General features: G+C 45.3%; 13 protein-coding genes. 9 read left to right on the top strand and 4 right to left on the bottom strand.

Annotated elements, in window-relative coordinates; all coding sequences use genetic code 11:
• The first annotated feature begins 37 nt into the window (after positions 1-37).
• The 7 genes from rnhB to AB4232_RS04365 all read left to right on the top strand — a co-directional run bounded on the left by rnhB (position 38) and on the right by AB4232_RS04365 (position 8,507).
• Complete coding sequence (gene rnhB / locus AB4232_RS04395) at positions 38-658, top strand: ribonuclease HII (protein WP_012604594.1); 621 nt, start codon at positions 38-40, stop codon at positions 656-658.
• 143 nt (positions 659-801) lie between these two features.
• Entirely contained in the window at positions 802-4,281 is a 3,480-nt protein-coding gene (dnaE, locus tag AB4232_RS04390; protein WP_009847404.1) for a DNA polymerase III subunit alpha, read from the top strand.
• A gap of 45 nt (positions 4,282-4,326) precedes the next feature.
• Entirely contained in the window at positions 4,327-5,286 is a 960-nt protein-coding gene (accA, locus tag AB4232_RS04385; RefSeq protein WP_017096819.1) for an acetyl-CoA carboxylase carboxyl transferase subunit alpha, read from the top strand.
• Between the two features lie 131 nt (positions 5,287-5,417).
• On the top strand, positions 5,418-6,764 hold the full coding sequence (tilS, locus tag AB4232_RS04380; RefSeq protein ID WP_009847402.1) for a tRNA lysidine(34) synthetase TilS: 1,347 nt from the start codon (positions 5,418-5,420) through the stop codon (positions 6,762-6,764).
• 46 nt (positions 6,765-6,810) lie between these two features.
• The gene (locus AB4232_RS04375) at positions 6,811-7,134 is read left to right on the top strand and encodes a cytochrome c (protein WP_372086370.1); all 324 of its coding nucleotides are present in this window, start codon (positions 6,811-6,813) and stop codon (positions 7,132-7,134) included.
• Positions 7,135-7,264: 130 nt separating this feature from the next.
• A complete protein-coding gene (gene glnB, locus AB4232_RS04370; protein ID WP_017063373.1) occupies positions 7,265-7,603 on the top strand; it encodes a nitrogen regulatory protein P-II in 339 nt (112 codons plus the stop codon).
• Positions 7,604-7,664: 61 nt separating this feature from the next.
• Positions 7,665-8,507: an endonuclease/exonuclease/phosphatase family protein gene (locus AB4232_RS04365; RefSeq protein WP_029223798.1), complete on the top strand. Its 843-nt coding sequence runs from the start codon at positions 7,665-7,667 to the stop codon at positions 8,505-8,507.
• 138 nt (positions 8,508-8,645) lie between these two features.
• On the opposite strand, the gene AB4232_RS04360 is transcribed toward AB4232_RS04365, so the two are convergent.
• The 3 genes from AB4232_RS04360 to gloB form a co-directional block, all read right to left on the bottom strand.
• A complete protein-coding gene (locus AB4232_RS04360) occupies positions 8,646-9,332 on the bottom strand; it encodes a YIP1 family protein (RefSeq protein ID WP_009847398.1) in 687 nt (228 codons plus the stop codon).
• A complete protein-coding gene (locus AB4232_RS04355) occupies positions 9,329-10,900 on the bottom strand; it encodes a LysM peptidoglycan-binding domain-containing protein (RefSeq protein WP_372086368.1) in 1,572 nt (523 codons plus the stop codon). Before AB4232_RS04355 ends, AB4232_RS04360 begins: the two co-directional genes overlap by 4 nt.
• Positions 10,901-10,970: 70 nt before the next feature.
• The gene (gloB, locus tag AB4232_RS04350; protein ID WP_009847396.1) at positions 10,971-11,729 is read right to left on the bottom strand and encodes a hydroxyacylglutathione hydrolase; all 759 of its coding nucleotides are present in this window, start codon (positions 11,727-11,729) and stop codon (positions 10,971-10,973) included.
• Positions 11,730-11,782: 53 nt separating this feature from the next.
• Between gloB and AB4232_RS04345 the strand changes: the two genes are divergently transcribed.
• The gene (locus AB4232_RS04345) at positions 11,783-12,568 is read left to right on the top strand and encodes a class I SAM-dependent methyltransferase (protein WP_122046034.1); all 786 of its coding nucleotides are present in this window, start codon (positions 11,783-11,785) and stop codon (positions 12,566-12,568) included.
• A gap of 76 nt (positions 12,569-12,644) precedes the next feature.
• Here AB4232_RS04345 and rnhA read toward each other — a convergent pair whose 3' ends face one another.
• A complete protein-coding gene (gene rnhA, locus AB4232_RS04340; RefSeq protein WP_009847394.1) occupies positions 12,645-13,109 on the bottom strand; it encodes a ribonuclease HI in 465 nt (154 codons plus the stop codon).
• Between the two features lie 56 nt (positions 13,110-13,165).
• Here rnhA and dnaQ point away from each other — a divergent pair, with 56 nt between their 5' ends.
• Positions 13,166-13,933 (top strand): DNA polymerase III subunit epsilon, encoded by a 768-nt coding sequence (gene dnaQ, locus AB4232_RS04335; protein ID WP_009847393.1) that lies wholly within the window; start codon positions 13,166-13,168, stop codon positions 13,931-13,933.
• The last annotated feature ends 5 nt before the right edge of the window (positions 13,934-13,938 follow it).

Below are 13,938 nucleotides of genomic sequence, written 5' to 3'. Positions count from 1 at the left end.
CAAAAGCATTTGCTTAAAAGTTACAAAGAGAATTGTCATGGCAGTAAAAGAGAAAAAAGAATTTCCTCCTTTTGAGTATCCTCAAGGCTACCAGTTATTCGCTGGTGTTGATGAAGTGGGGCGTGGGCCGTTAGTTGGTGATGTAGTTACCGCCGCGGTTATCCTCGATCCGAATAACCCAATCGAAGGCTTGAACGATTCAAAAAAACTGTCTGAGAAAAAGCGCCTTGCTCTGCTTCCTGAAATTAAAGAGAAAGCCTTGGCATGGTCTGTGGGGCGTTGTTCCCCACAAGAAATTGATGAGTTGAATATCTTACAAGCGACTATGGTAGCTATGCAGCGTGCTATTGCCGGGCTGAGTGTTCAACCTGATATGGCGCTAATAGATGGAAACCGAGTCCCTGAGCTACCGATGGCCGGTCTGGCTATTGTGAAAGGGGATTTACGGGTGGCTGAAATCAGCGCAGCGTCTATCATCGCTAAAGTGGTTCGTGACCAAGAGATGGAAGAACTTGATAAGCTTCATCCAGAGTTTGGTTTTGCTAAACATAAAGGTTACCCGACAAAAGCGCATTTTGAAGCGATTGAAAAACATGGCGTAACCGAGCATTACCGCAAAAGCTTTAAGCCAGTAAAACGTATTCTTGGCATAGATTAGAGCGAATTGAATAAGCTCTATATAGATTAGAGCTTTACGTAAACTAGAGCTTAGCATCGAATAAAGTTGCTTAGTGACGCTAGAAAAAAATAGAATACACACAGTTGTAATCCTAGGCTCAAACCTAGAACTCAGGAAAAATAATGTCAGATCCAAAATTTGTTCACCTACGCGTACACAGTGACTTTTCGATGGTGGATGGCCTATCCAAGGTGCCACCATTAGTTAAAAAAGTCGCTGAAATGGGTATGCCTGCTCTAGCATTGACCGACTTTACCAACCTGTGCGGTTTGGTGAAATTCTACGGTACTGCTCATGGGTGTGGGGTTAAACCAATTATTGGTGCTGACTTCTTGATGCAGTCTCCTGATTTTGGCGATGAATTGACAAAACTCACCGTTATTGCAACGAGTAATAAAGGCTACAATAACCTAACGTTATTAATATCAAAAGCTTACCTTCGTGGCCATGTGCAGCATCAGCCTGTTATTGATAAAGAGTGGCTGATTGAACATGCGGAAGGCCTGATTCTTTTATCGGGTGCAAAAGAAGGTGAGATTGGTAAAGCGTTGCTGAAAGGCAATAGAGAGTTGGTTGCAAGCAGCGTTGAGTTTTACAAAACACATTTCGCAGACCGTTTTTATCTGGAGCTCATTCGAACTGGACGTACGGACGAAGAGTCTTATCTGCACTTTGCGCTGGAATTGGCTGAGCAAGAAGACCTGCCAGTTGTTGCGACCAACGAAGTGGTATTCATTTCTGAAGACTTGTTTGACGCTCATGAAATCCGTGTGGCGATTCACGACGGCTTTACCATGGTTGATCCACGTCGACCGAAAAACTACAGTCCACAACAGTACCTCCGTAGCGAAGAAGAGATGTGTGAGTTGTTCTCAGATATCCCTGAAGCATTAGAGAACAGTGTTGAGATCGCTAAGCGTTGTAATGTCACCGTTCGATTGGGCGAATACTTCTTGCCGAACTTCCCGACGGAAGGTTTGGCGATTGAAGACTTCTTGATCAAAAAATCAGAAGAAGGTCTTGAACGACGTTTAGCATTCCTATTTCCTGACGAAAAAGTCAGAGCTGAACGCAGGCCTGAATACGATGAGCGACTTAAAATCGAGCTAGAAGTAGTTAATAACATGGGTTTCCCAGGTTACTTCTTGATCGTAATGGAGTTCATCCAGTGGTCAAAAGATAACGATGTACCAGTAGGCCCGGGTCGTGGTTCTGGTGCTGGTTCTTTGGTGGCTTACGCGCTTGATATCACCGATCTTGATCCACTTGAATATGACTTGCTGTTCGAACGTTTCTTGAACCCAGAACGTGTATCCATGCCCGATTTCGATATCGATTTCTGTATGGATAAGCGTGACCAAGTTATTGATCACGTGGCTGAAATGTACGGCCGTGATGCCGTTTCTCAGATCATCACCTTCGGTACTATGGCGGCAAAAGCGGTAATCCGTGACGTTGGCCGTGTATTAGGCCACCCATTTGGCTTCGTTGACCGTATTTCTAAGCTAGTTCCGCCTGATCCGGGTATGACGCTAGAGAAAGCATTCCTCGCTGAGCCTGCATTGCCTGAACTCTACGACGGCGATGAAGAAGTTCGTGAGCTGATTGATAAATGTCGAATTCTAGAAGGTTGTACGCGAAACGCAGGTAAACACGCAGGTGGTGTTGTAATCTCACCGACCACGATTACTGATTTTGCACCTATCTATGCCGATGCTGAAGGTAACTTCCCAGTAACGCAATTCGATAAGAATGACGTAGAAACTGCTGGCTTGGTTAAGTTTGACTTCTTGGGGCTGCGTACACTGACGATCATTGACTGGGCACTAGGCCTAGTAAACCCTCGCTTAGCGAAAGAGGGGAAAGATCCGGTTCGTATCGAGTCGATTCCTTTGGATGATCAAGCGTCATTTAACCTATTACAGAATTCAGAAACGACTGCGGTATTCCAACTGGAATCTCGCGGTATGAAAGATCTGATCAAGCGTCTGCAACCCGACTGTTTTGAAGATATCATCGCATTGGTGGCCTTGTTCCGTCCGGGCCCTCTGCAATCAGGCATGGTAGATAACTTTATCGACCGTAAACACGGACGAGAGGCGGTCTCTTACCCTGATGAAACGTGGCAACACGAATCGCTTAAAGAGACACTAGAACCTACGTACGGCATCATCCTGTATCAAGAACAGGTAATGCAAATCGCTCAGATCCTTGCGGGTTATACGCTTGGTGGAGCCGATATGCTGCGTCGTGCGATGGGTAAGAAAAAGCCTGAAGAGATGGCAAAACAGCGCGGTACCTTTAAAGAAGGTGCTGAAGCCAATGGTGTTGATGGCGAACTGTCCATGAAGATCTTTGACTTGGTAGAGAAGTTTGCGGGCTACGGCTTTAACAAATCTCACTCGGCTGCATACGCACTGGTTTCTTATCAAACACTGTGGTTGAAAACACACTACCCTGCGGAATTCATGGCGGCAGTAATGACCGCGGATATGGATAACACCGAGAAGGTTATTGGCCTTGTCGATGAGTGTTTCCGTATGAAACTCAAGCTCCTTCCACCTGACATCAACTCGGGCCTATACCGCTTTAATGTCGATGAAGATGGCGCAATTGTTTATGGAATCGGTGCGATTAAAGGGGTTGGTGAAGGCCCAATTGAAGCTATTATCGAAGCGCGTAATAAAGGCGGTTACTTTAAAGACTTGTTCGACTTCTGTGCACGACTTGATCTGAAAAAAGTGAACAAGCGTGTTATCGAAAAGTTGATTCTGTCAGGCGCCTTAGATAGATTAGGTCCTCACCGAGCTGCGATGATGGCCTCATTGAAAGATGCGGTTAAGGCGGCAAGCCAACATCACCACGCTGAGTCTTTTGGTCAATCGGATATGTTTGGCGTGTTGACCGACGCTCCGGAAGAAGTAGAACACAAGTATACCCAAGTACCGAAGTGGCCTGAAAAGGTTTGGCTTGAAGGTGAGCGTGAGACGTTAGGTTTGTATTTAACGGGTCACCCGGTTAATGCGTACATTAAAGAGCTCGCGAAATACACCAGCTGTCGCTTGAAAGATGCCACGCCGACACGTCGTGACCAGTCATTAACGATTGCAGGCTTAGTAATTGCTGCTAGGGTAATGACCACGAAGCGCGGAACTCGAATTGGTTTGATGACCCTCGACGACCGATCGGGTCGGATGGAAGTGATGTTGTTCTCGGATGCGCTCGATCGCTACGCAGAATTGCTCGAAAAAGACAAAATTGTGGTTGTTTCTGGACAGGTCAGCTTTGATGATTTCAATGGTGGGCTTAAAATGTCCGCGCGCGAGGTCATGGACTTAGGAAGCGCCCGTGAGAAATATGCTCGTGGGGTGTCGATATCTATCGAGCAATCCCAAATTAACGGTCAATTTTTTGAACGCTTTGGTCAAATCTTAGAACCTTATAGAGCCGGAACGGTCCCAGTCAATGTATACTACCAACGTGCCGACGCTAGAGCGCGGTTAACATTGGGCACAGAATGGCGTGTGACGCCAAGTGATACATTACTAGACGAATTAAAACAGCTGCTTGGAAATAGCCAAGTAGAACTCGAATTTAACTAAAATTTAGCTCCGTAACTGCGGAGCTGAATCAACAAGGATTCATAGATGAGCCTGAACTTTCTAGAATTTGAAAAGCCTATCGCTGAACTTGAAGCAAAAATCGAAGCGCTACGTGACGTTTCGCGTCACGGTGGTGACGCAGCGGTAGATCTAGACAAAGAAATTGAACAACTAGAGAAAAAAAGCTTAGAGCTTAAACAGAAAATCTTTAGTGACTTAGGTGCATGGCAGGTGGCTCAACTTGCTCGTCACCCTCAACGTCCTTACACCAAAGATTACCTGGAGCATGCATTCACAGAGTTTGAAGAGATGGCGGGCGATCGCGCTTACGCTGACGACAAAGCAATTGTGGGTGGTATGGCTCGTCTAAATGGTCGTCCTGTTATGGTTATTGGTCACCAGAAAGGTCGTGAGACTAAAGAGAAAGTGATCCGTAACTTTGGTATGCCAAAGCCAGAAGGTTACCGTAAGGCACTTCGCCTAATGGAAACGGCTGAGCGTTTCAACATGCCAATCATTACTTTCATCGACACAGCGGGTGCTTACCCAGGTGTTGGTGCTGAAGAGCGTGGCCAATCTGAAGCGATCGCTAAGAACCTTAAAGTAATGGCTGGTCTTTCAGTTCCAGTTATCTGTAACGTTGTTGGTGAAGGCGGTTCTGGTGGTGCACTAGCAATCGGTGTTGGTGATTACGTGAACATGCTTCAGTACTCTACATACTCAGTAATCTCTCCAGAAGGTTGTGCTTCAATCCTGTGGCGTGATTCAGATAAAGCACCACAAGCTGCTGAAGCGATGGGCCTAGTAGCTCCTCGACTTAAAGAGCTTGAGCTTATCGATGAAATCATCCCTGAGCCTCTAGGTGGCGCGCACCGCGATCCAATACAGACAGCTCAGAACATGAAAGACATGTTAGTTAAGCAGTTAGAAGAGCTAGAGCAATTTGACAACGAAGCACTTCTAGAGCGTCGTTACCAGCGTCTAATGAGCTACGGTTACTGCTGATAAGGGACCTTAGCAAGGTATAAGACCTGCTTTCCGTAACAAGTTGATGAAAGGGTTGGACTCAGTGCCAACCCTTTTTTATTATTAAAACATTCTCCTTTCTCATTAGTACACACGGCTCACTTAACCCCATGACTCACTTAATCGAAACTTTTACCTCTGCATTTCAACAAAGCGATCTCAAACCTCGTCGGTTAGTCGTTGCTTTCAGTGGTGGTGTCGATTCTCGAGTGTTATTGGAATTGGCCGCGAAATACGCTAAGTCCCATCACATTGAGTGCTGTGCGGTGCACGTTCATCACGGTCTCAGTAAGAATGCTGATCTTTGGGCTGAGCAATGCCAAACATGGTGTGATGCGTCGTCGGTTCCTTTAGCCATCGAGCGAGTATCTCTAGATATTAACAGCGGAGAAAGTGTTGAAAAGCTGGCTCGAGATGCTCGTTATGATTCGCTTCAGAAGCACCTTAGTTTTGGTGATGTTCTAATTACAGGCCAACATATTGATGACCAACTTGAAACTTTCTTGCTGGCATTAAAACGTGGCAGTGGTCCGAAAGGACTCTCTTCAATGGCGAAAGTGATGTCGTTTGGCGAAGCGTTTATTGTGAGACCTCTGCTGTCTGTGACTCGATTAGACATCGAAGCGTCGGCTCACGATATGGGGTTAACTTGGGTCGAAGATGAGAGTAATCAGGATCTGCGCTTTGATCGAAATTTCATTCGTCATCAAGTCACTCCGACGTTGACAGAGCGCTGGCCTAGCTTTCGAGAATCGGTCTGTCGCAGTGCTCAATTATGTGCAGAACAAGAGTCGCTACTCGACGAACTGCTTGAGTCTCACTTACAACAAGCTTTGGGAGGCTGTAACAGTAAGAGCCAGAGCTTAAGCATTGATTCGTTATCTCAGCATTCTGATTTGTTACGAGCACGTTTGATCAGAATGTGGCTCAGCCATTGCAATCAACCGATGCCAAGCCAAAAGCAGCTAAAACTTATTTGGGATGAAGTGGCTTGTGCTCAGGCAGATGCCAATCCTAAGCTGGTGTTGAATGATGTTGAGATTAGGCGCTTTAATAATCAGCTCTATTTGGTACAAGACACCAAAGATTTGTCGAGCTGGAAAAGTGAAATCTTGATTGATGAGAATTTATTATTGCCTGATGGTTTAGGTGAGATCCATTTAAAAGCGGTGTCGAGTGGTAGTGCATCTCATAACCGAGATGTACAACGTTTTTCCCTTACTAAAGCCAACGGAACCTTACGAGTGATCTTTAACCCTGAAGGAGTGTCGGCTCACCCAGTTGGTCGTGGTCATAGTCGAAAACTCAAGAAGCTTTTTCAGGAATATCAAGTACCCAGCTGGTTAAGACGTAGAACGCCGATATTAATGGATGGCGATCGAGTGATCGCTGTTTTAGGCCTATTCGTAGATAAAAACTACGAAGGTCAAGATTGTGAAGCGCTTTGGAGCAAGTAGAAAAAGTTTGTGTCACAATTCACCGTCACTTTAATAAAAATAATTAATGGAATATGCAATGAAGAAAATTACACTAGGATTAGTTCTTGGATTTGGACTATTGAGTGGTAACGCTCTGGCGGGTGATGTTGCTGCGGGTCAAGCTAAAGCGGCAATCTGTGCGGCTTGTCATGGCGCAGACGGTATCGCAATGATCCCAGGATATCCAAATCTTAAAAGCCAAAACGAGCAATACATCGCTTCATCAATTAAGGCATATAAGAACGGCCAGCGCACCGGCGGTTTGGCGGCTGTAATGCAGGCTCAGGCTTCAATGCTGAGTGATGAAGATATTGCTAATCTAGCTGCTTACTACTCAAGCCTTAAGTAAAACCTTCTTAAAGCGCTGATTAAACAAGATGATAAATTTCGAGCCAGAGCTTTAATGCTCTGGCTTTTTTCATTGAATGTTTACTATAGCTAACCGATAATGAGCTATTCGCACAGTTTAAGGGATGAACATGAAAAAGATTGAAGCCATTATCAAGCCATTCAAACTTGATGATGTACGTGAAGCACTTGCAGAAGTGGGTATTACGGGTATGACAGTATCTGAAGTTAAAGGCTTTGGACGTCAAAAAGGTCATACTGAGCTATACCGTGGCGCAGAGTACATGGTCGATTTTTTACCTAAAGTGAAATTGGAAATTGTTGTGACCGACGAAGTGGCTGACCAATGTGTTGATACCATTATCGAAACGGCTCAAACAGGTAAAATTGGTGACGGTAAGATCTTCATTACTGAAGTTGAACGTGTGGTACGTATTCGTACTGGCGAAGAAGACGAAGACGCCGTATAAAAAAACTATTACCTTAAAAGGAGCGTTTATCGCTCCTTTTTCATTTCTGGTAGGGTGCTGTATGTTTAAGAAAACCATCATTGTTATCACGCTATTGATAACGCTTGCTGTTGTTAGCTTTCATATTATCTTCGTGATCCCGAATAAACCCAATTTGATCACTTCTTCTCAAAATACTAGCAACGATATCTACAGCTGCTACCAAAACTCAGCCCCGAAAGCGATTGATGTGTCTGATGGCCTAGACATTACCGTGTGGAATATCTATAAGCAAAACCGAAATAATTGGCAAAGTGAGTTAAATCAGCTGTCAGCCGGTAGCGATTTAGTTTTGCTGCAAGAAGCGAGTATGACAGAAGGGCTTCGCCAATGGGTAACGAGTGGTCAATGGGGAAGTACTCGAGTGAATGCATTTGAAGCTTTTGAACAAAGTGCAGGCGTACTCAACCTAGCGACGCATCTACCGATTGAAGCTTGTGCTTATACTCATGAAGAACCTTGGCTTCAATTACCTAAATCTGCACTTTGGTCTCGCTATCTGCTAAGTAATGGCGAAGAACTGGCTGTGATTAATATCCATGCGGTGAACTTTACCTTTGGTACGGAAGATTATGAGGCTCAGCTCAAGAGCTTAACCGACAATCTCCAAAAGTATCGTGGGCCTGTTATTTTTGCTGGGGATTTTAACAGTTGGAGTGAAGCTCGCTTTGCTGTATTGAAAGATGCGTTGGAACAGGTAGGTTTGACGGAAGTTGCTTTTGAACCAGATAACCGTACACAGTTTATGACAGGGTTGGTGCTCGATCATGTGTTCTATCGAGGGTTAGAAGTAGACAAAGCAAAGGCGCCCATTACGGACGCCTCTGATCATAACCCTATGCGAGTGACCTTTAAGGTTAAATAGAAGAAGCTATCTAGCCTATTAGCCTATTAGTCATTGGATCTTAGCTATTCACCATTCACACTGTGGTTACTTTGGGTAATAAGCAGGGGAATAAATAGGCTAGTGAATTTTCGCTAGCCTTGTTTTTATCTATTCAGCTTAAAAGATTAAAATGTAGAGAGCCCAGATTAGGTAATAGCCAACCCATGGCAAACCAGAGATGACCAGTGCCTGACCACGCTCAAACTCCGTCCAAGTTAATACTGCTGCATAACCCAATACAATGTACCAAGGCAACAAGAGTGGTAATGAGCTGGCAAATTGCGACCAATCATTGGTTAGTGGCAACTTGATTAAGCCGTTTAAGCTGTTCAAGTCGGCCGCGTAGCTCATCACATGCCCGTGCTTGAGTATCAGGCTTGCGTAGCTTGCTACATCGCCTAGAACGGCAGGGAATATCACTACCGATGCGGCTGCAAACCATCGCCAAAAGCTATGTTGGTGTTGGCTTGGCTTTGTTGCTAAGTTAAACCAAAATGCCAACAGAATGATGGTTAACGTACGGCCGAATACATCACTGATGATTTCACTCGCGAGTAGAGTATTACTGTCAAGTAACGCCAATTGGTCAGGGTTTGTTTGAGCCAGTTGCTGTGACAACTCAGCGCTTAACCATGCAAAATCTACATTCGAAAAATAGGCTCCCCAAAATAAGAATGGGCTGAGCATTAATACGACGTAGGGTTGCCATCCCCAAGCACTTCGTTGATAAAGCGCTAAGAAACACGCTGTTGGTGAACGGAATATATCCAACAGCATGACGAGTGGGTTACTTGACGGGTTCATACACTTACCTTAGTTACATCAACATACAGCTTCAGTTTTTGTCCTGGCTGTAGGTATTTCTTGTTCTGCAAAGCGTTCCATTTTACAACATCTGCGCTTTTTACTTTGAACTTTGATGCAATACCGCTGACTGTGTCACCTGATCTTACGTTATAAAAGACAGTTCGGATGATGGCACCGTCTGAACTATTCTTCCAAATGACCAGTTCTTGACCAATTCTAAGAGTGTCACGTGGTCCCATGCCATTCCACTTAGCCAGTGATTGGTGAGATACCTTATTTGCGCGCGCAATCGTCCATAGGCTATCACCACTTTTTACGGTATGGCTAAGCTTATATTGACCACGACTCTTTGACTGTGTGCTTGCTAGGCGATTTGAAGCGCTTAGTGCGTATGTCTTATCGTCTTTGGTTGATGTTGGAATAAATAGGTGCTGACCAACACGAATATTATTGTTGCTCAAACCGTTTGCAGAGCGGATCATTTTGCTGGTGGTGTTGTATTTACTCGCCAGTACGCTGATGCTATCGCCAGATTGCACTTTATAGCGCACCAACTTCATGCCTTTGCCTTTATTGGCTGCCACTTCTTTGTTGAACTTCTCAACAGAGCTTAGAGGAAGCAATAATTGTTGGTGTTTCTCTGGTGCCGTTGCCCACTGGTTATAAGCCGGGTTGTAGCCTTGCAGCTCTTTGACAGGAATGTCGGCGTAGCTTGCGGCAATGGCTAAATCAAGTTGTTCATTTGGGTTAACCAGAGTCAGTACTGCCTTGTTCGGGATCGCAGGGATATCGATGCCATACTTTTCTTGGTTGGCAATCACGTCGGCCAGTGCAAGTAGCTTAGGTACATAGCTGCTGGTCTCTTTTGGTAAGTCTAGAGAGAAGAAGTCGATTGGCTTACCCAGCTTCTTGTTCTTACGGATTGCGCTGTTCACACGACCACCGCCACTGTTGTAGGCAGCGATTGCGTGTTGCCAGTTCCCATCAAAACGTTTGTTCAGGTCGGTTAAGAAATCCAATGCAGCGTCGGTTGAAGCGGCTACGTCACGGCGGCCATCGTACCAGAAGTTTTGTTCTAGTCCGTAAGCTTTGCCAGTACCCGAAATGAACTGCCATAGTCCAGCAGCGCTACCGTGAGAATAAGCAAATGCATCAAACGAGCTTTCAACGACGGGCAACAGGGCCAGCTCCAAAGGCAAGTCTCTTTCTTCAATCTTAGTTGTGATCAAATAAAGGAAAGGTTCAGCGCGTTTTGATACAGTTTTTAGATGACCAGGGTGCTTGAGGTACCAAGTGCGGTAGTAGTCGACTTTCTTTTGGTCCGGCACTTCCATTTCAAGTTGCATCGCAATACGTTTCCAAACATCTTGCTGTGTTTGTGGAGTAACGACGGGTGTTTCAACTTTTGGTTGTTCTTGGATCGCTCCCGATGAAACGTTCGCTTGAGAAACTTCTTTAGTAGGGGAGGTGTTGGTTTGCTCGGAAGCTTGGTCTGGATTCTCTGACTGAGTTAATTGGCAACCAGAAAGTAGTAGTACCAAAGCCCAGCTGTACTTAACTCGCATGTTACAGCCTTTTTAATAAACGGCCGATGATAATACTTGCCACTCCCTATGAGTGACAAGCCTGTATTTGTTAAAATTCGTTCTTCCACGCACGTAAAGCGGTAAAAACCGATAAAGGATCGGTCTGCTCAGTACGATTAGATACTGATTTCACTACACTTGGTTCTGTGTAGCGTAAGAAGGGGTTAACAAACTTTTCTTGTCTTAAATTTGTGGGGATGGTCGACTTATTTTGGGCTCGAAGCCGATTCACTTGGTCGCGGTATTGTTGCAAATGTTGGTTGTCAGGCTCAACAGCCAGTGCAAAAGCGATATTGGCTGCCGTGTATTCATGAGCACAGTAAACCTCGGTTTCTTGTGGGAGTGCTGTGATCTTGTTCAATGCATCAAACATCTGCTGTGGTGTGCCTTCCATGATTCGCCCACAACCAGCTGAAAACAGTACATCGCCACAAAACAGTTTGGCATCACCAACATAACCAATGTGCCCAGCGGTGTGCCCACTGAGCCCTAGCACGAGGAATACTTCGCCAAACAGCTCTAATTGGTCACCGTCATCAACGGGATGCGTTAAGGTCGGGATAGGTTCATTTTTGGGGCCAACGACATCCACGCCAGGGAATTGTCTTACCAGCTCTGGCACGCCACCAATGTGATCGTGGTGGTGGTGCGTAATCAAGATTGCATCTAAAGTTAGCTCATGGTGTGCTAAGTACTCTAATACTGGAGCTGCATCACCAGGGTCGACGACAGCACAACGGCGATCGCTATTTTGAATCAGCCAGATGTAATTGTCGTTAAATGCAGGTATGCTTTTGATATGTAACATTATTGGTTCTCCAGTCACTTTTAGTGAGACAGAATAAGTGAGACAGATTATTGATGAAGCCAGCACGTAGCAGAAAGAAGTTTGAGCGTCCTTATACTTGGGCACAATTGCACAATGGGGACTGGTTGAGAGAATCTATTCAAACTCGACTCGATGAGTGGTGCCCAAAACTATTTGGTTACCATATGCTCAAACTCGGTGGCCTCAGCAGTGAGATTTCTAGCTGCACATGCAACATTCAACATCAAGTAAACCTAGATATCCAGAACCCATTACATAATGTGATAGCAGATGGTTATAATTTACCCTTTTTAGAGAAAAGCTTTGATGTTGTGGTGCTGAGTCATCAGTTAGATTATAGCAACGACCCACACCGGCTATTGAGAGAAGTCGACCGAGTAATGATGGATGATGGCTATATTATCATCACCGGCTTTAACCCTTTTAGTGTGACTGGGCTTGCCAGTTTGATGCCTTGGCGAAAGAACAGCTTGCCATGGAGTGGGCGTATGTATACGCCAAACCGAATTAAAGATTGGCTAGGTGTACTTAATTATGAAGTGATTCATTGTGACACCTACGCGCTGTTCCCGATGAGTAAATACCAAGCGATGTGGACGTGGTTGGAGAACAGCTTAGGCAGCTGTGCATCGTTCGCTGGTAGCCAATACTTTATTGTTGCTCGTAAACGTACTTATCCACTTAAGCCTATCAAGCCACATTGGCACCTTAAGCGACGCTTCTCTCCTGTAGGAGCCAGTTTTAGAACCAATACGCGTCGCACCTTGGACTCCGCTAAAACTTCGTATCCGTTAAAAACAGAAAAAGCCGACTCATAGTCGGCTTTTCATCTATCTATCAGTTTCAGAAACTATAAATCTGTTTCTGAAATCTACATCTCATTTACAAAGGTGATTAGCTTGGTTGATAGCCCGTATCTTCTTGGGTCGGGTTTTCAGCTGCACTTCGAGCTAAATCATCACACATTTCATTTTCTCGGTGCCCCGCGTGCCCCTTAACCCAGCGCCAATCAACGCTATGGCGCGCCGTCTCTTTGTCGAGTCTTTGCCACAGGTCTGCGTTTTTAACGGGCTTTTTATCGGCTGTTTTCCAATCACGCTTTTTCCAGTTGTGAATCCACTGGGTGATACCTTGACGTACGTATTGGCTATCTGTGGTCAGAATGACAGAGCAAGGCTCTTTGAGGGCTTGGAGAGCCACAACAGCGGCGAGCATTTCCATGCGGTTATTGGTGGTTAAGGTGAAACCTTCGGCTAACGTCTTCTCGACTTTTTTGTAGCGAAGTACGATGCCGTAGCCGCCAGGACCTGGGTTGCCTAAACAAGAACCATCAGTGAAAATTTCAACTTGTTTCGTCATGATTTGATACTATTACCTCAAGCACATTATCGGCATAGTCTGACACAGTTATCCTTATGAATACCAGTAGCACTCCAGAACAAAGCACGAACGAAAAAAACAGTTCGAATGAAAACAAACGCATCGTTGTACTCGATACCGAAACCACCGGTATGAATACAGAGGGTGGCCCCCACTATATGGGACATCGCATCGTTGAAATTGGTGCAGTAGAGATCATCAACCGTAGGCTGACTGGGCGTCACTTTCACGTCTATATCAAGCCCGATCGTGCGATTCAAGAAGAGGCAATTGGCGTTCACGGTATTACCGATGAATTCTTGATTGATAAACCAGAATACCAAGACATACATAAAGAGTTTCTCGACTTTATTAAAGGTGCGGAGCTGGTGGCTCATAACGCGCCCTTCGATACGGGCTTTATGGATTATGAGTTTGAGAAACTTAACCCTGCGATAGGTAAAACGGATGACTACTGTAAAGTTACCGATACCTTGGCGATGGCGAAGAAGATATTCCCAGGGAAAAGAAACAATCTAGATATCTTATGTGACCGTTATGGTATTGATAACTCACACCGTACTCTTCACGGCGCATTGCTCGATGCGGAGATTCTAGCTGACGTCTACTTATTGATGACAGGTGGGCAAACTTCGCTGCAATTTAACGCTGGCCAACAAGAAGGCGAAGGCGAAAGCATACGAAGAGCAGAAAGTGGTCGAAAATCCCTAAAGGTTTTGCGAGCTACGGCCGATGAAGTAGAAGCGCATCAAAGTCGTTTAGACCTCGTCGAGAAAAGCGGAAGCTGCCTCTGGCGTCAGTAGGGAGA

This window comes from Vibrio sp. 10N.286.46.A8, assembly GCF_041470165.1.
Taxonomy (GTDB): Bacteria; Pseudomonadota; Gammaproteobacteria; order Enterobacterales; family Vibrionaceae; genus Vibrio; species Vibrio tasmaniensis_A.
Note: the sequence above shows the minus strand (reverse complement) of the source record. Positions and strands in the feature narration are given on the sequence as shown.

Coding starts and splice junctions, on each gene's coding strand:
- dnaQ (WP_009847393.1), top strand. CDS start 13,166: ATGAATACCAGTAGCACTCCAGAACAAAGCACGAACGAAAAAAACAGT.
- AB4232_RS04345 (WP_122046034.1), top strand. CDS start 11,783: ATGAAGCCAGCACGTAGCAGAAAGAAGTTTGAGCGTCCTTATACTTGG.
- AB4232_RS04375 (WP_372086370.1), top strand. CDS start 6,811: ATGGAATATGCAATGAAGAAAATTACACTAGGATTAGTTCTTGGATTT.
- rnhA (WP_009847394.1), bottom strand. CDS start 13,109: ATGACGAAACAAGTTGAAATTTTCACTGATGGTTCTTGTTTAGGCAAC.
- dnaE (WP_009847404.1), top strand. CDS start 802: ATGTCAGATCCAAAATTTGTTCACCTACGCGTACACAGTGACTTTTCG.
- accA (WP_017096819.1), top strand. CDS start 4,327: ATGAGCCTGAACTTTCTAGAATTTGAAAAGCCTATCGCTGAACTTGAA.
- AB4232_RS04360 (WP_009847398.1), bottom strand. CDS start 9,332: ATGAACCCGTCAAGTAACCCACTCGTCATGCTGTTGGATATATTCCGT.
- tilS (WP_009847402.1), top strand. CDS start 5,418: ATGACTCACTTAATCGAAACTTTTACCTCTGCATTTCAACAAAGCGAT.
- glnB (WP_017063373.1), top strand. CDS start 7,265: ATGAAAAAGATTGAAGCCATTATCAAGCCATTCAAACTTGATGATGTA.
- AB4232_RS04355 (WP_372086368.1), bottom strand. CDS start 10,900: ATGCGAGTTAAGTACAGCTGGGCTTTGGTACTACTACTTTCTGGTTGC.
- rnhB (WP_012604594.1), top strand. CDS start 38: ATGGCAGTAAAAGAGAAAAAAGAATTTCCTCCTTTTGAGTATCCTCAA.
- AB4232_RS04365 (WP_029223798.1), top strand. CDS start 7,665: ATGTTTAAGAAAACCATCATTGTTATCACGCTATTGATAACGCTTGCT.
- gloB (WP_009847396.1), bottom strand. CDS start 11,729: ATGTTACATATCAAAAGCATACCTGCATTTAACGACAATTACATCTGG.